Source organism: Blautia wexlerae DSM 19850 (assembly GCF_025148125.1).
In the GTDB taxonomy this organism is placed as follows: Bacteria; Bacillota; Clostridia; order Lachnospirales; family Lachnospiraceae; genus Blautia_A; species Blautia_A wexlerae.
In genome coordinates, this window is the sequence record NZ_CP102267.1 from 1,099,294 (window position 1) to 1,118,797 (window position 19,504).

The window sequence follows — 19,504 nt, forward strand, 5'->3', positions numbered from 1 at the left end:
GCTGAATAATTATCAAATTATATAAACAGGAGGATCTGAAATGAAAGATCACAGAAAAGAAAGAGCAGAAGCAAGAAAAAAAGCAGAAAAACTGGTATCACAGATGACGCTTCTGGAGAAGGCTTCCCAGTTAAAATACGATGCTGCTCCCGTGAAAAGACTGGGTGTTCCGGCATACAATTACTGGAATGAAGCACTGCATGGAGTGGCCAGAGCAGGTGTGGCAACCATGTTCCCACAGGCAATTGCGATGGCTGCAGTATTTGACGATGAAGAGATGAAAAAAGTTGGCGATATCATTGCAACTGAGGGAAGAGCAAAATACAATGCATATTCTGCAAAAGAAGACAGAGATATTTACAAGGGTCTTACTTTCTGGTCCCCCAATGTAAACATTTTCAGAGATCCGAGATGGGGCAGAGGGCATGAAACCTATGGTGAGGATCCATATCTGACGTCCAGACTTGGCGTGAAATTCGTAGAAGGACTTCAGGGTGACGGACCTGTAATGAAAGCGGCAGCATGTGCAAAGCATTATGCAGTGCACAGCGGTCCGGAATCGCTCAGACATGAATTTGATGCACAGGCAAGCATGAAGGATATGTGGGAAACATATCTTCCGGCTTTTGAAGCGCTTGTAACAGAAGCGGATGTTGAGGCTGTAATGGGTGCTTATAACAGGACAAACGGAGAACCCTGCTGTGCACATAAATATCTTATGGAAGATGTCCTGAGAGGAAAATGGAAATTCGAAGGTCATTATACTTCTGACTGCTGGGCAATCCGTGACTTCCATGAACATCACATGGTAACTTCTACGCCAAGACAGTCCGCTGCTATGGCATTAAATGCAGGCTGTGACCTGAATTGCGGTAATACATATCTTCATATGATGGGAGCTTATCAGGATGGACTGGTAACAGAAGAAAAAATCACAGAATCTGCAGTCAGACTGCTGACAACCAGATATCTGCTGGGCCTGTTTGACGGAAGTGAATATGATAAGATACCGTATAGTGTGGTAGAGTGCAAAGAGCACATTGATGAAGCTCTTAAGATGGCAAGAAAGAGCTGCGTACTTCTGAAGAATGATGGAGTTCTTCCGATTGATAAAACAAAAGTAAATACTATTGGTGTCATCGGCCCGAATGCAAATAGCCGTGCAGCTCTTATTGGAAATTATCATGGAACATCTTCAGAATATATTACTGTTCTTGAAGGAATCCGTGAAGAAGCAGGTGACGATGTAAGGATCCTTTACTCTCAGGGATGTGATTTATATAAAGACAAAGTTGAAAATCTGGCATGGGATCAGGACAGAATTTCTGAGGCAGTAATTACAGCGGAAAACAGCGATGTAGTCATACTCTGCGTAGGTCTTGATGAGACTCTGGAGGGAGAAGAAGGAGATACCGGAAACAGTGATGCATCCGGGGACAAAGTTGATCTTCATCTTCCGAAAGTACAGGAAGAACTGATCGAGAAAGTAACAGCAGTAGGAAAACCTACCATCGTAGTTCTGATGGCAGGAAGTGCGATTGACCTGAATTATGCGCAGGATAACTGTAATGGAATCCTTCTTGCATGGTATCCGGGAGCAAGAGGCGGACGTGCAATAGCAGATCTTCTCTTCGGAAAAGAATCTCCATCAGGAAAACTTCCGATAACCTTCTATAAAGACCTGGAAGGAATGCCGGAATTCACAGATTACTCTATGAAAAACAGAACTTACCGTTATATGGAAAAAGAGGCACTTTATCCATTTGGATACGGACTTACATACAGTGATACCTGCGTAACAGAAGCAGAGGTTGTCAGTGAAGTATCAGCAGAGTCCGATATCATGTTAAAAGCAACTGTTAAGAACAATGGAACAGTAGATACAGATGAAGTTGTTCAGGTGTATATCAAAGACCTTGATTCTCCGCTTGCAGTTCGTAACTACAGTCTCTGCGGATTTAAGAGAGTATCTCTGAAAGCGGGAGAAGAGAAAACTGTAGAATTTACAATTTCTAATAAAGCAATGAATATAGTTGATGAAGATGGAAATCGTTACATCGCAGGAAAACATTTCCGTTTATTTGCAGGAGTATCCCAGCCGGATACAAGAAGTGCAGAACTGACAGGACATAAGCCTGCTGAGGTAGAAATTGCACTTTAACCGAACGGAGTAAGTATTCTGTTTCAATTGCGAAAAGTAACATAAAATAAAAACCATATTATATATGGACAGGAGGAACACAGACATGAAAAACAAAATTAAAAAAATATTACTTCTTGGAATGACAGCCATGTTTACTGCCGGTGCAGCAGGCACAGCAGTTATATCCTGTCCTGTATGGGCAGATGAAGCAGAACAAAACTCTGAGACTGCAGAAGAGCCAAAAGCAGAAGATGCAGCTGTGGAAGAAGAAATTGCTGATCAGACAGATGATAAAACAGAAAACACAGATTTAAAAACTGTAGAACATCCAAGAATGTCTGCCTATTCCATTCGCAGATTTTCCATTGTAAAGGACGGCGAAGAAGTATTTCAGATCAAACAGGAACCGGCAGATTATAAGATGGATTTCGACTACTGGGAAATTACCAATCCGTATGATGAGACTGCAACAGTAAACACAGAGAATATGTATGAAATGTTTGGAGTGCTGGCTGCTTTTGATCTCAGCAACGGCGTCGATGCAGCAAATACAGATACCGGACTGGATAATACAAAGACATATTTTACAGTAGATTTTGTAAATACAGTTAACGATGACACAGCAAAAGAAACGCAGGATGCAGATGCAACAGCAACGATCCTTATCGGAAATACAGATGAGAATGGTGATTATTATGCATGCGTAAAAGGATACGAAGAGGCTGTTTATCTGCTTTCAAAAGAGTCGGTGAACAGTCTTCTGGAACTGAAACCATTTAATTTGATCCTGAAGATTCCGGCATTGGTAAATATTGATACACTTGACAGTGTGGATATAAGCATTGGAAAGAAAACCTATACCATGAAGCTGGATGGCAGCGATTATAAATTCGGAAAGAAAACTGTAAAGAAGGAGAAATTTACTGAATTGTATCAGGCGCTTCAAAGTATAATGCTTGATTCGGAAGTTGAAGAAACAAAAGATGCAGCAGATAAGGAAGAAGTGCTGACTGTAACATTCCACAGAAACACAGAAGAAGCTCCGGAAGTAACTCTGAAATATTTTGCATATGATGATACTTATGATAGTCTGGAAATCAATGGAACCGAGAGATTTCTTGTGAAAGCGGAAGATGTGGATGCACTGGTAAAACAGATTAAAAAAGCGTTTTAATCGAATCGAATCTGTTATTTGCTACAGAGCTCAGCAGAGAAACATAATATGTGGTATCCTAATTTATATCATAAAATATTTTGGTACACGGACAAATGTCTTTTGGTGATTGACATGATGGATAGAATTGGTTATAATCGGAATAATTACTGAGCGTATAACAAAGGAGGAGCACGAAGATGTATTCAATCGACGACGTAGCAAAGACAGACAAGGATATCGCAGATCTGATCGAGGCGGAGCTTGCACGCCAGAATTCCCATATTGAGCTGATCGCTTCAGAGAACTGGGTAAGTAAAGCAGTTATGGCAGCAATGGGAAGCCCTCTTACTAATAAATATGCGGAAGGATATCCGGGGAAGAGATTTTACGGCGGATGTTCCTGCGTGGATGAGGTGGAAGCTCTTGCAATCGAACGTGCGAAAGAATTATTCGGATGTGAATATGCAAATGTACAGCCGCACTCCGGAGCACAGGCAAACATGGCAGTCTTTTTTGCAATGCTGCAGCCGGGAGATACTGTAATGGGTATGAATCTGGATCATGGTGGACATCTGACACATGGAAGTCCTGCAAATATGTCCGGAACCTACTTTAAGCCGGTATATTATGGAGTCAATGATGACGGTGTGATCGATTATGAAGAAGTCAGAAGAATCGCCATTGAGAATAAACCAAAGCTGATCGTAGCAGGTGCAAGTGCCTATGCCAGAGTTATTGATTTTAAGAAATTCCGTGAGATCGCAGATGAAGTTGGGGCTTATCTGATGGTGGATATGGCGCATATCGCCGGTCTGGTAGCAGGAGGACAGCATCCAAGCCCGATTCCTTATGCAGACGTTGTGACTACAACCACACACAAAACTCTGCGTGGACCAAGAGGCGGCCTGATCTTAAGCAGCGCAGAGAATGCAAAGAAATTTAACTTTAATAAAGCAGTATTTCCGGGAATCCAGGGTGGTCCTCTGATGCACGTGATCGCTGCCAAGGCAGTATGTTTCAAAGAAGCGCTTCAGCCGGAATTTAAGGACTATGCAAAGATGATCGTTGAGAATGCGCAGGCACTTTGCAAAGGGCTTCAGAAGAGAGGAATTGATATTGTTTCCGGTGGGACAGACAATCATCTGATGCTTGTAGATCTCAGAAGTCTGGGCGTTACAGGCAAGCAGATGGAGAATCTTCTTGATGAAGTAAACATTACCTGCAATAAGAATGCAATTCCAAATGATCCCCAGTCTCCATTTGTTACAAGCGGTGTACGTCTCGGAACAGCAGCAGTTACTTCACGAGGCATGAAACCGGAAGATATGGACAAGATTGCAGAAGCAATTGCTATGACCTTAAAAGAAGAAGGCAGCCAGGAAAAGGCAAAGGCAATCGTCAAAGAACTTACAGACAAATATCCTCTGGTTGGATAAATAAATCATACAAAATAATGTATAAAAGCGAAATGCATGGTTCATGAGTGAACAGCACTTCGCTTTTATTTATTATGTCGCTGAATCGAGAAACTTATTTAACCAAATTATACCAAAATTATCCAAATAAAATCATGGATTTTTTTCAGAAAACGTAGTATAGTAACAATAGCTGATAATAAGTTACTGAGAACAGAGTGAACAGTAACGATGATATATCACAGTATATTGAAAACAATAACAGAGAGCAGGTGACAGAATTTGGAAAAAGTGATAATCATAGGTGCCGGACCTGCAGGAATTTCCGCTGCGCTTTATGCAGTTCGTGGAAATCTGGATCCCCTGGTGATCAATAATGGGATCGGTGCTTTGGAAAAAGCAGAGAAAATAGAAAACTATTACGGACTGGAACATCCGCTGTCCGGTCAGGAATTATATGATACAGGAATCGCTCAGGCGAAAGCACTGGGCGTACGAATATTGGATGCACAGGTTCTGGGAGTCGGCGGGTTTGATACTTTTGTGGTAAAAACTACAGAAGGTGAATTCGAGACTCAGAGTCTGATTCTTGCAACAGGAAGTAAGCGCGCTGCACCGAAGATCCCGGGTGTTAAAGAATTTGAGGGAAAAGGTGTCAGCTACTGTGCAATCTGCGATGCTTTCTTTTACAGAGGCAAGGATGTAGCAGTTCTTGGAAACGGTGATTTCGCCATGCATGAAGCAAAGGAATTGTCTAATACTGCTTCTACAGTAACCATTTATACAAACGGTGAAGAACCGGAATTTACATCTGAAGAAAATATCAGTGTAAACACAATGAAGATCCAGTCTGTAGAGGGCGATGATCTGGTATCCGGAATCCGTCTTGCACCTGATGTGCAGGCAGAGGAAATAAAGGCAGGAGCAGGTCAGCAGGCAAATGATTTCTGTCCTGCAGAGGGTGTATTTATTGCAATGGGAACTGCAGGCAGTACTGAGATTGCCCGCCAGATGGGAGCTGAACTTACGGAAAAAGGAAACATTAAAGTTAACGAAAATATGGAAACAACCATCCCGGGACTCTATGCGGCAGGTGACTGTACAGGCGGACTTCTTCAAGTGGCGAAAGCTGTGTATGAGGGAGCAAAGGCAGGTATTAATGCAGGGAAGTATGTAAGATCTTTAAAATAAAAAATCTAAAATAAAAACTGAAAATTTAACAGGGTTATAGTGTTGATATTATAAAACCAGAGAACTTACATTGCAAATTTTTATAAAGAATAAGCAAAGGAGATATGAATTATGGCAAAAGAGATTACAACAGCAAATTTTGAAACAGAAGTATTAAAATCTGAGAAACCGGTTCTTATAGATTTCTGGGCAACATGGTGTGGACCATGTATGCGTCAGGGTCCGGTTGTAGAAGAACTGGCAGAAGAGGGATACGCAGTAGGAAAAGTAGACGTAGATCAGAATATGGCACTTGCACAGCAGTTTCGTGTAGTCAGCATTCCGACACTGATCCTGTTTAAAGACGGTGCGGAAGTGAAACGCTTCGTAGGTCTTACTTCCAAAGAAGAGCTGAAGAGTGCACTGGAAGGCTAAAGATTTATGAAGATTTTATTAGCGGCATGCAATGCAAAATATATTCATTCCAATCTTGCTGTTTATGATCTGCAGGCATATGCATCCGATTACGCAGATCATATTGTATTAAAGGAATATACCATCAACCAGCAGAAAGATGATATCATGCGTGATATTTATCTGGAGCATCCTGATGTGGTATGTGTGTCCTGTTATATCTGGAACCTTTCTTTTGTAAAAGAACTGATGGCAGATCTGATAAAGATTCTTCCGGGCGCCGACTTCTGGGCCGGCGGTCCGGAAGTTTCTTATGATGCGGAGAAATTCCTGACAGAAAACTCAGAATTTAAAGGTGTTATGGTCGGGGAAGGTGAAGAAACATTTAAAGAACTTGCCGGATATTATGTGGAAAAAAATCCGCAGAACCTGAAAGATATGACAGGAATCTGTTACAGAGACGGAGATCAGATCATACATAATGGATGGCGCCAGATCATGGACTTAAGCAGTATTCCGTTCATTTACAAAGATCTGTCTGAGTTTAAGAACAGGATCATTTATTATGAAAGCAGCAGAGGATGTCCTTTCTCCTGCAGTTACTGTCTTTCTTCCATTGATAAGAAACTGCGTTTCAGAGATACAGAGACCGTAAAGAAAGAGCTGCAGTTTTTTATAGACAATAAGGTTCCGCAGGTAAAGTTTGTAGACCGTACCTTTAACTGTAAACATGACCATGCAATGGCAATCTGGAAGTATATTAATGAACACGATAACGGTGTAACAAACTTTCATTTCGAGATTTCGGCAGATCTGTTAAGAGAAGAGGAACTGCAGGAAATGTCCACTATGCGTCCGGGCCTGATTCAGTTGGAGATCGGAGTACAGTCAACAAATCCGGATACGATTAAGGCAATTCACAGAACTATGGATTTTGAAAAACTGAAAGGAATTGTTGACAGAATCCACAGCTTTGGAAATATCCATCAGCATCTGGACCTGATCGCAGGACTTCCCTATGAAGATTACGACAGCTTCCGGAATTCCTTTAATGATGTCTATGCGCTGAAACCACAGCAGCTTCAGCTGGGCTTTTTGAAGGTGTTAAAGGGTTCCCATATGATGGAGATGTGCAGGGAATATGGTATTGTATACAAAACACAGGAGCCTTATGAGGTACTTTCCACGAAGTGGCTGGATTATGACCACGTTTTGAAGCTGAAAACTGTGGAAAATATGGTGGAAGTGTATTATAATAGTGGACAATTCCAGAATACACTTGAATATCTGGAAAATTTTTTCCCGGATGCTTTCTCAATTTACGAGAGACTGGGCAGTTTTTACATGGAAAAAGGCTATGGTGATGTTTCTCATACAAGAATGCGAAGATATGAGATTCTGCTGGAATTTCTGGAGGATATGCCGGAGATTTCCGTGGATCAGGTAAAAGACCAGATGGTATATGATCTCTATCTGAGAGAGAACCTGAAAAGCCGTCCCGGCTTTGCCAGAGACCAGAAGCCTTTTGAGAGACAGATATGGGACTTCAGAAAACGGGAAAAGGTGGCAAAGAATGCACATGTGGAAGTATTTGCAGATGGAAAAGTACTGCTGTTTGACTATGCAGACCGTGATCCGCTGACTAACAACGCTCATGTGACAGATGTGACGAAAGATGTGTTTGAGAACCTGAACAGAGATTAAAGAGGTGAAGAGAAATGGGAATGTTTAATCCAAAGAATCGTAAAGTGATCACAGCAATTATTGCAATCATTCTGGTACTGGCAATGGTAGTGCCGACAGTTCTGTCTCTGCTTGTATAATAAATTTTTCAGGAGAAAACAAATGAGACTGGGACAGGCGGCAATAGAGGCTCTGAGGGCAGAAATAACCGGATGCCTGAAACCGGGAGATGAACTGGTGGTGGCATGTCCGGTGGCTCTGAAAGGAACCTCTGTAATAGCAAAAAATAAAAAGGACAAACTGGCAGAGAGATTCTCTGCCGGTTTTATTCAGAATTGCGTTTCACTTCGGGACGATTATGGAGCTGGCAGTATTGTCTGGAAAATTGCGCAGGAGGCAGATGCCAGCGCATTATATGCTATGGGTGAGGGCGGCTTTTTAAGTGCGCTCTGGAAGATGGCAGAAGCTTCAGAAGTAGGACTGGAAGCAGACTTCCGTAAGGTACCGATTCGTCAGGAGACCATAGAAGTGTGCGAGATTTTTGACCTGAATCCATATAAGCTTCAGGCAGATGGAGCAGTATTGATTGGAATCCGCGGAGGTGAAGCACTGGTACAGAGGCTTCGCAATGAAGGATTTATGGCAGAGATCATCGGACAGACAAACAGCGGTAATGACCGGCTTCTCTACAGTGGCGGCAGTGCCCGCTATCTGGAACGTCCGGCAGAGGATGAACTGCAGCAACTTCTCAAAGAGTAACTGCAGGAAACTTAAGAGACAATTTTCTAAGAAGAGACAGACGATTAATAACAAGAGGAATAAAAAGAAAATGGCAAAATTAAATATTGTACTTCACGAGCCGGAGATTCCTGCAAACACAGGAAATATCGGCCGTACCTGTGTGGCAACAGGAACCAGACTCCATCTTATCGAGCCTCTGGGATTTTCCTTAAGTGAGAAAGCCTTAAAGAGAGCAGGAATGGATTACTGGAAAGATCTGGATGTAACTACATATCTGGACTTTGAGGACTTTCTGGAGAAGAATCCCGGGGCAAAAATTTACTATGCAACAACAAAAGCGCCTCAGACTTATACAGACGTTCATTATGAAGAAGACTGCTACATCATGTTTGGAAAAGAGAGTGCAGGGATCCCGGAGGATATTCTGGTCAATAATCAGGAAACCTGCGTAAGAATCCCTATGATCGGAGATATCCGTTCTCTGAATCTGAGCAATTCCGTAGCAATCGTTCTGTACGAAGCACTGCGCCAGAATAATTTTGACCACATGAATCTGGAAGGACACCTGAGAAACTACGACTGGAAATAATCACAGTAAGCAGACAGGAGGAGTTATATGCCAAATACCACAAAAGCAGCTCTGGAAGAATCCCTGAAACGGCTTCTTCTGAAGAAACCTCTGGACAAGATCACGATAACAGATATTACCACGGACTGCGGGATAAGCCGCATGGCTTTCTACTATCATTTCAAGGATATTTATGATCTGGTTGAATGGTCCTGCGTGGAAGATGGGACAAAAGCCCTTCAGGGCAAAAAGACTTCTGAATCCTGGACAGAAGGGCTGACCCAGATATTTGAGGCAGTGCTGGAAAACAAACCGTTTATTATGAATGTTTACAGAAATGTGGACAGGGAGCGGATAGAAAATTATCTTTTTAAATTAACCTATGATCTGATCGTGGGTGTGGTGGAAGAAAAAAGCAAGGGTCTGAATATCACAGAAGAGGATAAAAAATTTATTGCAGACTTCTATAAATATGGTTTTGTGGGAATCATACTTGAGTGGATCAGGGAAGGGATGAAAGAAAATATTGAAGATCTGGTAAGAATGATGGATTTGACACTTCGCGATACAGTGACTACATCTATTCATAACTTTCAGAAAAATAATATGGAAAAATAATCATATAAAAATTCTTTACAAAAGCCGCAGGGTGATAAAAAACTTATCATTCGGCGGCTTTTGTAAATTGTAGAATCATATTTTAACTGTTAATATACAGCCATAGCAACAAACAGATAATTCAGACGGATGAAATGCTTATGATGTGGGAAACATACAGATAAGAATGTAAAAGTCATGAAGATGTCTTGCCGGGAGATCAAGAGATTTCCGGCAGGCGAAAAGAGTTTCCGGGAAATGGGTAAAGCAGAGAGTAAAAAGCATTTAAGATAACGAATCTGAAAGAACTTCTAAAGAAGAATTCAAGAAAGGTGGATGTGTATTATGAGTAAAAATAAAGGTTTAGGACTTATATCCGCATTGGCAGTTGGAGCAGGCGTGGCAGCAGTGGCAGTAGGAAAGAAGTATAAAACAGCTGAGACAAAGAAAAAAGAAGATTATGACGCACTTCATAATACAAGTGAATATCGCAATACAGAACGTGGAAAATATGAGAAAAACAGTAAGGGAATTTATTATACAAACGGTAACTATGAAGCATTTGCACGTCCAAGAAAGCCGGAAGGCGTAGATGATAAACATGCTTATATCGTAGGAAGCGGACTGGCTTCTCTTGCAGCAGCCTGTTTCCTTGTACGTGACGGACAGATGCCCGGAAAGAATATCCACATTCTGGAAGCAATGGATATTGCAGGCGGAGCATGTGACGGTATCTTTGATCCGAGCCGCGGATATGTGATGCGTGGGGGACGTGAGATGGAAAACCATTTCGAGTGCTTATGGGATCTTTTCAGAAGTATTCCATCCATTGAAACACCTGGTATATCTGTACTTGATGAATATTACTGGCTGAATAAGGAAGACCCCAACTATTCTCTCTGTCGTGCAACAAAAGAGAGAGGCAAGGATGCTCATACAGACGGTAAATTCAATCTGAGCCAGAAGGGCTGCATGGAGATCATGAAGCTGTTCATGACAAAGGATGAAGATCTTTATGACAAGACAATTGAAGATGTATTTGACGATGAAGTATTTGATTCCACATTCTGGTTATACTGGAGAACCATGTTCGCATTTGAGAACTGGCACAGTGCACTGGAAATGAAACTGTACTTCCAGAGATTTATCCATCACATTTCCGGACTTCCGGATTTCAGTGCCCTGAAATTCACAAAATATAATCAGTACGAATCCCTGATCCTGCCAATGCAGAAATATCTGGAAGAAGCAGGTGTTGAATTCCAGTTCAATACAGAGGTTACAAACGTACTTTTTGAGTTTGAAGGCAATAAGAAGATTGCAAAAGCAATCGAGTGTAAGGTGAATGGCGTAGAAAAGGGAATTGTTCTTACAGAAAACGACTTTGTATTTGTGACAAACGGAAGCTGTACAGAGGGAACCATCTATGGCGATCAGAATCATGCACCGAACGGAGATGCAGAAGTTCGTACAAGTGGATGCTGGAGTCTCTGGAAAAATATCGCAAAACAGGATCCGTCCTTCGGACATCCTGAGAAATTCTGTTCTGATATTGCTAAGACAAATTGGGAGTCAGCAACAGTGACTACTCTGGATGATAAGATCATTCCTTATATTACAGATATCTGCAAACGTGATCCGAGAACAGGCAAGGTTGTTACAGGCGGTATTGTAAGCTGTCAGGATTCCAGCTGGTTATTAAGCTGGACGATCAATAGACAGGGACAGTTCAAGGATCAGGACAAAGACAAGGTTTGTGTATGGGTATATGGTCTGTTTACAGATGTACCTGGTGATTATATCAAGAAGCCTATGAAGGAGTGTACAGGTAAGGAAATCACAGAAGAGTGGCTCTATCATCTTGGCGTTCCGGTTGACCAGATTGAAGACATGGCTGAGAACAGTGCAGTTTGTGTACCGACCATGATGCCTTATATTACAGCATTCTTTATGCCGAGAACAAAGGGTGACAGACCTGATGTTATTCCGGATGGCTGTGTAAACTTCGCATTCCTCGGACAGTTTGCCGATACACCAAGAGATACTGTATTTACTACTGAATATTCCGTAAGAACTGCTATGGAGGCTGTGTATGGACTTCTGGGTGTTGACAGAGGTGTGCCGGAAGTATGGGGCAGTGTTTATGATATCAGAGAATTACTGGATAGCAGTGTGAAGCTGATGGATGGAAAATCTCCACTGGAGATCGAACTTCCGGGACCACTGGATATGCTGAAGAAACCGCTTCTGAAAGCTGTTAAGGGAACTGTGATCGAGAAAGTACTCAGAGATCATGATGTGATCAAAGATTATATGATGTAAATATAGAGATGTAAGTGATATGAAAAGGCTGCAGGAGATATCCGGCAGCCTTTTTGTAAAGCCGTTAAAAGTTGATGGAAAGTTGCTTTGGTAAAGAAAAAACAGGTTGCAAATTAAAAAGACAGATGATAATATATAATGAAATATATAGAAAAAAATGATTGGGACAATAAAAAGTCTGAAAAAACAAGTAAATATGATAATATATTGGAAGCTTTACTGTAATAATGAATGTGTGGCGCAGGAGGGCTTTCAAGGGAGCGAAAGGAGGTTTTTTTATGGAACTTGAGATGTATCGCAGGTATTCGCAGATGGCAAGAGGTATTGAGAAGGCTGAGTTGGTGTTTAAAAATGGGCGTGTGTTCAGCTCTGGTACGGGAGAATTTATTGATGGTGATGTGGCTGTTGCAGATGGAATTGTGATCGGAGTCGGTACATATGAAGGAGAGACAGAGATTGATCTGGAAGGAAAAGTAATCTGTCCGGGATTTATCGACAGTCATCTGCATCTGGAATCTACTCTGGTGACGCCGGGTGAGCTGGTCCGGCAGGCTGCACAGTGTGGAACTACAACATTTATTGTAGATCCTCATGAGTCTGCAAATGTATCCGGTACGGATGGAATTGATTATATCCTGGATCAGACAGAAGATGCACCGGCGAATGTATATGTGATGATGCCTTCCTGTGTTCCGGCGACTCATGTGGATGATAACGGGTGTATTCTTACAGCAGGAAAGATGAAGGGATATCTGGAACATCCGAGGATTCTGGGACTTGGTGAAGTGATGGATGCGCCTTCTGTGATTAACGGAAGTGTTGCCATGCATGAAAAGCTCCAGCTGTTTCAGGACAGAGTGAAGGATGGCCATGCACCGTTTCTGGCATCTGGGGATCTGGCTGCATATGTACTTGGCGGAATTGACACAGATCATGAGTGTGTGGATTATGAGTATGCAATGGCTGAGGCAAGAAATGGAATGCAGGTATTGATACGTGAGGGAAGTGCAGCAAGAAATCTGGATGCTATTGTGAAGGGGATTGTGGAACACCATACAGATACGTCAGGTTTCTGCTTCTGTACTGATGATAAGCATATCGAAGAAATCCGTAAAGAGGGGCATATCAATTATAATGTGAAACGGGCTGTACAGCTTGGACTTCCGGTTGAGAAAGCACTGCAGATGGCAACGATCCAGCCTGCAAGATGCTATGGTTTATACAGACTTGGAATGATCGCACCCGGAAGACAGGCAGATTTTGTCATTCTGGATAATGTGGTAGATTTGAATGTTGTAGATGTATATCATTGTGGTAAGAAGATCATTAAAGATGAGAAAGCAGAATTGAAACCATGTCCTCCATATCTGAAAAATACAGTTCATGTATCTGGGTTCAGTGAGGAACGTCTGAAACTGAAACATCCGGGAACAAAGGCAAGAGTGATTCAGATGCTTGAGAAACAGATTGTGACAAAGGATGTTCTGGAAGAGGTTCCATGGATAGAATCGGATGGTGAGAAATATTTTGCTCCGGACGGAGAATATCAGAAGATTGCAGTGATCGAGCGTCATAAGAATACGGGCAAGATGGGAGTGGGCATTGTAAAAGGCTATGGAATCCACGGCGGAGCTATTGCTTCCAGTGTTTCCCATGATTCCCACAATATTATTGTAGTAGGAGATAATGATCGTGATATGGCTATTGCTGTAAAAGAAATGATGCGGACGCAAGGTGGTTATACTCTGGTATGCAATGGAGAGATTTATGGAACCTTACCACTTCCTGTCATGGGACTGATGAGCGATGCCGGCTACGAGAGTGTAAACGAAGCACTTGCAAAAATGATTCCGAAGGCCCATGAGATGGGAGTGAAAGAAGGATTTGATCCGTTTATTACCCTGTCATTTATGGCACTTCCTGTGATTCCTGAAATCAGGATCACACCGAGAGGAATCTATCTCGTAAATGAAGACAGAATGCTGAGAACACCGTTTAGTTAAGGTGGGTGAAATGTCTTAAATGCATTATTTACGAGGATTGCCATAGAATAAAAAAAATACCGTAATAAAAGTAAATGATATATACTTTTGTTACGGTATTTTTTATAGCAGTCCTCTCAGACACGCTCCAGGTAAGAGGGTTGTTACAGGTATATTTAAGACAATATTTTTCAAGTGAAAGAAATTTATTTCGTTTTCTCCAGAGTAAAGATAAATTCGGTTCCCACACCTTCTGTACTGATCACATCAATATTCTGGTTATGTGCATTGATGATCTCTTTGACTATAGAAAGTCCAAGTCCGGTGCCTTTACGGTCTTTTCCGCGGGATGCATCAATTTTGTAGAAACGATCCCAGATTTTGCCCAGGCTTTCTTTGGGAATGCCGGTTCCGTAATCTTTTACAGAAACGAAGACCTTACCGCTTTTTACAGTTGTTTCAATCTGAACAGAGGAATTATCATTGCTGAATTTAATGGCATTATCAAGAAGGTTGTAAAGAACCTGCTGAATTTGTTCCATATCAGCTCTGACATAAAGTTCATGTCCGGAGAGAAGCAGCTCCAGACGGATCTGGCGGCTGGTGCAGATGCCTTCAAATGTAGCTGCTGTGTTTTTGATGGTATCATTGATATCAAAACGCTGAATGTGCATCATCCGTTTTTTCATATCCAGTTCATTCAGAGTCAGAAGACTGCGGGTGAGTTTTTCAAGACGTTCAGATTCAAAAGCGATGATCTTCAGATACCGTTCCTGCATCTCATAGGGGATGGTACCGTCCAGTATGGCATTGACATATCCCTTGATGGAGGTAAGGGGAGAACGGAAATCATGAGAGACATTTGCAATGAATTTACGCTGATATTCTCCGTTTTTGTTCAGTTCATCGGACATATAATTCAGAGTTTTGGCAAGATATCCCATTTCATCATCAGAAGTAACGTCTATTTTATATGCAAGATTACCTCCTGCATATTCACTGGCACCTTTCATGATCCTGGCCAGGGGCTTACGTATGTAGTGGCTGTAAGCCCAGAGCAGAAGACTGGTGGCTGCATAGCACAGGAGAAAGATTACCTGCATGATAAAAAGAATACTGCTTCGGCTCTGATAAAGGTTTGTCATCGAATAATGGATTGCCACGTAACCTTTGGTTTCCATATCAGAGGTGATCGGGGCAATAACACTCAAATGATCTGTTTTAAAGAAACCATAAAACTTTCCAATCTGATAATAGTTGCTTCCCCATTTGGAAGCATCGAATTCTTCCAGTGGGATTGGATCCCGGACATCAATATTTTTCTGTGTACTTACAATGATTTCACCGTTACTGTTGATGATCCACAATACAGCATCCTGAAAATCGGAAATTGCACATAAGTGTTCCTGAAGAGTATCTACTGTACTGGAAGAGATATTGCTTTTAACTGCTTCGTTAGATGCGATATTGTGCGCTTCTGTATAAAGTGCGGCACTTAAAGAGTGTTCCAGATGCTTTTCCACCATATAAGAACCGCCGAGGGTTATGAGGAAAAATCCCAAAATCCCGATGAGAATATAAAATCTCAGGAATTTTGTGGAAAGATGATGCTGTTTCATGGATTTTTTACCTCAAATTTGTATCCGATTCCCCATACGGTGGCAATGGACCAGTGAGGATTGTCTTTGATCTTTTCACGAAGACGTTTGATATGAACGTCTACAGTACGGGTATCACCGATGTATTCGTAACCCCAGATATGATCCAGAAGCTGTTCACGGGTAAATACCTGGTTTGGTGATGCTGCAAGGAAATAGAGAAGTTCCAGTTCCTTTGGCGGCATATCAACCTGACGACCCATATATGTGACTGCATAGTTTGTCAGATTAACGGTCAGATCCGGGTAAGTAACACATTTTTCACTGGAAGAAGGCGCTGGCTGTTTAACCTGGAAACGGCGCAGGACAGCACGTACACGGGCAACCAGTTCCTTGGAATCAAAGGGTTTGATCATATAGTCATCTGCACCCAGTTCAAGTCCGAGAACCTTGTCAAAGGTTTCGCCTTTTGCTGAAAGCATAATGATGGGAACATCAGAGGTATGTCGGATTTCACGACATACCTGATAACCGTCAATTCCGGGAAGCATCAGATCCAGAATGATCAGATCCGGGCGGAAGGAGGCAAATTCCCTTAACGCTTCTTCTCCGTCATTTACGATTTTTGTCTCGAAGCATTCTTTGGTAAGATACAGGGCAATAAGCTCTGCGATATTGTTATCATCATCAACAATAAGGATTTTCTGTTTGGAAACCATGGCGGTCCCTCCTATTTCTTAAATTCTACAATAGTAACACCTGCATCTCCTTCGCCGAATTCTCCAAGGCGGAAGGATTCCACATGCTTCTGGCGCTTCAGATAATTGTGTACACCTTTTCTTAGAGCACCGGTTCCTTTACCATGAACAATACGGACAGATTTCAGATGAGCGATATAAGCATCATCCAGATATTTGTCAAGCTCTGCAACTGCTTCATCTACCGTTTTGCCAAGCAGGTTGATCTCTGTGGATACATGGGCTGCTTTTGACATGCGGATTTTACCTGCACCTGTACGCTGCATGGTTGGGGTGGTAATCTCTGCTTCATCGATCAGTTCCAGATCAGAGATGTGAACCTTGGAACGGATGATACCCATCTGAACGAAGAGGAAACCTTTGTTGTCCGGACGGCTGCTGACAGTACCTTTAAGATTCATGCTGAGAACCTTAACTGCATCGCCGAGGGAGATATCTTTGGCTGTGAGTTCCTTCTTCGGTTTCTTTGCAGCAGTTTTCTGAGTCATGCCTTTCTCTGCTTTATTCATATGTTTGCGCAGATTCTGGCGTTCTTTTTCCACAGCAGAGAGATCCACATGGTCTTTCTGGAATTTGTGGAACATCTTCATAGTCTGGTCTGCATATTCCTTGGCTTCGCGGAGAACTGCATGAGCTTCCTCATTGGCCTGACGGATGATGCGGTCTCGCTGCTCGTTCAACTTCTCCTGCTTGGATTCCATTTCGGATTTCAGAGAGGCAATTTCCTGTTTATATTGTTCAATCTCGCGGCGTTCATTTTCAATAGTTATACGGCTGCTTTCCAGGGAACTGAGAACATCTTCGAAAGATTCATCCTGTTCACTGATCTGTTCTTTGGCCTTATCGATGATATAGTCCGGAAGTCCAAGCTTGGAAGAAATGGCGAATGCATTACTTTTCCCGGGAACACCGATCAGCAGGCGGTAGGTCGGGCGGAGCGTTTCCACGTCAAATTCGCAGCAGGCATTTTCTACACCTGAGGTGGAGAGTGCATATACCTTCAGCTCACTGTAATGGGTGGTTGCCATAGTGCGGATTCCCTGTTCATGAAGATGGGAAAGGATCGCAATGGCAAGGGCAGCACCCTCTGTCGGATCTGTACCTGCACCAAGCTCATCGAAAAGGACAAGAGAGTGACGGTTGGCTTTTTTCAGGAAAGAAACCACGTTGGTCATATGTGAGGAGAATGTACTTAATGACTGTTCAATACTCTGTTCATCACCGATATCAGCATAAACTTCTTCAAACAGTGCAAGCTCTGAGCGGTCCAGTGTGGGAATATGAAGACCGGACTGGCCCATGAGAGTGAGAAGTCCGACAGTCTTTAAAGATACAGTTTTACCACCGGTGTTCGGACCGGTGATAACAAGCAAGTCGAAATCATCGCCGAGACGGATATCAATGGGAACAGCTTTCTTCTTATCAATGAGAGGGTGGCGTGCCTGTTTCAGACGGATGCGTCCTTCATCATTGAAGATTGGTTCTGTTGCATTCATATCCATGGCAAGGGATGCTCTGGCAAAAATGACGTCAAGCTGTACCATGATATTAAGATCTGCGCGGATAGAGTCGGTCTGTTCTGCAGTTTGCTGGCTCAGGGTGGAAAGGATCACTTCAATCTCTTTTTGTTCTTCCAGTTCCAGCTCGCGGATGTCATTATTTAGTTTTACGATTGCCATAGGTTCGATAAATAAAGTAGAACCTGTGGAGGACTGATCGTGTACCATACCCGGAACTTGTCCTTTGTATTCTGCCTTGACCGGAATGCAGTAGCGTCCGTTTCTCATGGTAATAACGGAATCCTGCAGATAATTGCGGGCACTTCCGTTTACAAGAGAGGAGAGCTGTGTATGGATCCTGTCTCCGGTAATCTTCATGTTTCTTCGAATCTGGCGGAGGTTGCTGCTTGCATCATCACTGATCTCATCTTCTGAGAGGATGCATCTGCGGATCTCTGTTGTAAGAGGAGTCAGTGGTTCCAGTGCCTCGAACATCCCGTCCAGAGAGTCCGGGAGAGAATCACCGCGCTCACTTCTGGAATAAGCTTTGACACGATTGGTGTTCTCAAGAAGGCTGCAGATGGCAAGAAGTTCACCAATCCCCAGAGAACTTCCGATTTCCAGACGTTTCAGAGAACCACGCACATCTTTGACGCTGCCAAAGGAAATATTTCCTTTCTGGAAAAGACGGGTAAGTGCATCTCTGGTCTGAGTCTGCATATGTCGGATTTCATCAATATCTGTGGATGGCTCCAGCTTCCGGCAGATTTCTTTTCCCATGGAAGAGGAAGCCTTGTCTGTCAGCATATTGATGATTTTATAATATTCAAGTGCTTTATATGCTTTCTGATTCATTGTCTGTTTAAATCTCCTGATAGATATCTTTATAATTTGCTGTCCCTGATATTATAGCATTTTTTGTTATGGAAATGTACTCCGGGATTATAGCAATTCTAAAAAAATAATTGTGTTACTGTTCACTCCGTTCACAGTAACGTAGCCAAAATTCATTCCAGATTGCCTGCGGCAATGGAATTTTGGCTTGTATGTCTCGGGATTTTGGCATATTCATGCCAAAACACCTCGCGGAATAGTGGTGTGTGAATAGTAACATAATTGTAACTGTGTTACTGTGAAATAAGCAGTTACAAATACTTTTCCTATTATATATGATTTTGGAATCTATGGAAAGCAAAAAGGATAGAAATACATAAAAATGATAGTTTTTACAAAAAAATAAAAAAAATTCAAAAAAGCTATTGACAGTTTATATAGTTTTTGGTATAGTACCAATTGTCGCAACAATAAGTAAAACTTATAACAGAAATGCGATATGCGGAAGTGTCGGAACTGGCAGACGAGCAAGACTAAGGATCTTGTGAGCATTGCGCTCGTGTGGGTTCAAGTCCCATCTTCCGCATAAGAAACGGTTTGAATGCTATTATATGTGCATTTAAG

Annotated in this window: 14 protein-coding genes and 1 tRNA gene; 12 read left to right on the forward strand and 3 right to left on the reverse strand. The window is 42.3% G+C overall.

Annotation, left to right across the window (positions count from 1 at the left end; all coding sequences use genetic code 11):
* The first annotated feature begins 40 nt into the window (after positions 1 to 40).
* The 11 genes from NQ550_RS05070 (at position 41) to ade (ending at position 14,212) form a co-directional block, all read left to right on the forward strand.
* Positions 41 to 2,161 (forward strand): glycoside hydrolase family 3 C-terminal domain-containing protein, encoded by a 2,121-nt coding sequence (locus NQ550_RS05070; protein ID WP_025579801.1) that lies wholly within the window; start codon positions 41 to 43, stop codon positions 2,159 to 2,161.
* 85 nt (positions 2,162 to 2,246) lie between these two features.
* Positions 2,247 to 3,317 (forward strand): hypothetical protein, encoded by a 1,071-nt coding sequence (locus NQ550_RS05075; protein WP_020993395.1) that lies wholly within the window; start codon positions 2,247 to 2,249, stop codon positions 3,315 to 3,317.
* Positions 3,318 to 3,496: 179 nt separating this feature from the next.
* Positions 3,497 to 4,735, forward strand: a complete 1,239-nt coding sequence (gene glyA / locus NQ550_RS05080) for a serine hydroxymethyltransferase (protein ID WP_008705668.1) — start codon at positions 3,497 to 3,499, stop codon at positions 4,733 to 4,735.
* 261 nt (positions 4,736 to 4,996) lie between these two features.
* Entirely contained in the window at positions 4,997 to 5,905 is a 909-nt protein-coding gene (locus NQ550_RS05085) for an NAD(P)/FAD-dependent oxidoreductase (protein ID WP_020993394.1), read from the forward strand.
* A 111-nt stretch (positions 5,906 to 6,016) separates the two neighbouring features.
* A complete protein-coding gene (trxA, locus tag NQ550_RS05090) occupies positions 6,017 to 6,319 on the forward strand; it encodes a thioredoxin (RefSeq protein ID WP_008705666.1) in 303 nt (100 codons plus the stop codon).
* Positions 6,320 to 6,325: 6 nt separating this feature from the next.
* Positions 6,326 to 8,002 (forward strand): B12-binding domain-containing radical SAM protein, encoded by a 1,677-nt coding sequence (locus tag NQ550_RS05095; RefSeq protein ID WP_008705665.1) that lies wholly within the window; start codon positions 6,326 to 6,328, stop codon positions 8,000 to 8,002.
* Positions 8,003 to 8,143: 141 nt separating this feature from the next.
* Positions 8,144 to 8,740 (forward strand): AIR synthase-related protein, encoded by a 597-nt coding sequence (locus NQ550_RS05100; protein WP_020993393.1) that lies wholly within the window; start codon positions 8,144 to 8,146, stop codon positions 8,738 to 8,740.
* Between the two features lie 70 nt (positions 8,741 to 8,810).
* Entirely contained in the window at positions 8,811 to 9,311 is a 501-nt protein-coding gene (locus NQ550_RS05105; RefSeq protein ID WP_008705660.1) for a tRNA (cytidine(34)-2'-O)-methyltransferase, read from the forward strand.
* A gap of 27 nt (positions 9,312 to 9,338) precedes the next feature.
* Positions 9,339 to 9,908 (forward strand): TetR/AcrR family transcriptional regulator, encoded by a 570-nt coding sequence (locus NQ550_RS05110; RefSeq protein WP_008705658.1) that lies wholly within the window; start codon positions 9,339 to 9,341, stop codon positions 9,906 to 9,908.
* A 324-nt stretch (positions 9,909 to 10,232) separates the two neighbouring features.
* The gene (locus NQ550_RS05115; protein ID WP_025579804.1) at positions 10,233 to 12,209 is read left to right on the forward strand and encodes an oleate hydratase; all 1,977 of its coding nucleotides are present in this window, start codon (positions 10,233 to 10,235) and stop codon (positions 12,207 to 12,209) included.
* Between the two features lie 278 nt (positions 12,210 to 12,487).
* The gene (gene ade / locus NQ550_RS05120; protein WP_025579806.1) at positions 12,488 to 14,212 is read left to right on the forward strand and encodes an adenine deaminase; all 1,725 of its coding nucleotides are present in this window, start codon (positions 12,488 to 12,490) and stop codon (positions 14,210 to 14,212) included.
* A gap of 185 nt (positions 14,213 to 14,397) precedes the next feature.
* Here ade and NQ550_RS05125 read toward each other — a convergent pair whose 3' ends face one another.
* The 3 genes from NQ550_RS05125 to NQ550_RS05135 are packed head-to-tail and all read right to left on the reverse strand — an operon-like array spanning position 14,398 to position 18,901.
* Positions 14,398 to 15,810, reverse strand: a complete 1,413-nt coding sequence (locus tag NQ550_RS05125) for a sensor histidine kinase (RefSeq protein ID WP_008705652.1) — start codon at positions 15,808 to 15,810, stop codon at positions 14,398 to 14,400.
* A complete protein-coding gene (locus NQ550_RS05130) occupies positions 15,807 to 16,508 on the reverse strand; it encodes a response regulator transcription factor (RefSeq protein ID WP_025579807.1) in 702 nt (233 codons plus the stop codon). Before NQ550_RS05130 ends, NQ550_RS05125 begins: the two co-directional genes overlap by 4 nt.
* 11 nt (positions 16,509 to 16,519) lie before the next feature.
* Positions 16,520 to 18,901, reverse strand: a complete 2,382-nt coding sequence (locus NQ550_RS05135; protein ID WP_025579808.1) for an endonuclease MutS2 — start codon at positions 18,899 to 18,901, stop codon at positions 16,520 to 16,522.
* A 480-nt stretch (positions 18,902 to 19,381) separates the two neighbouring features.
* Here NQ550_RS05135 and NQ550_RS05140 point away from each other — a divergent pair.
* A tRNA-Leu gene (locus tag NQ550_RS05140) sits at positions 19,382 to 19,466 on the forward strand.
* Positions 19,467 to 19,504: the final 38 nt, after the last annotated feature.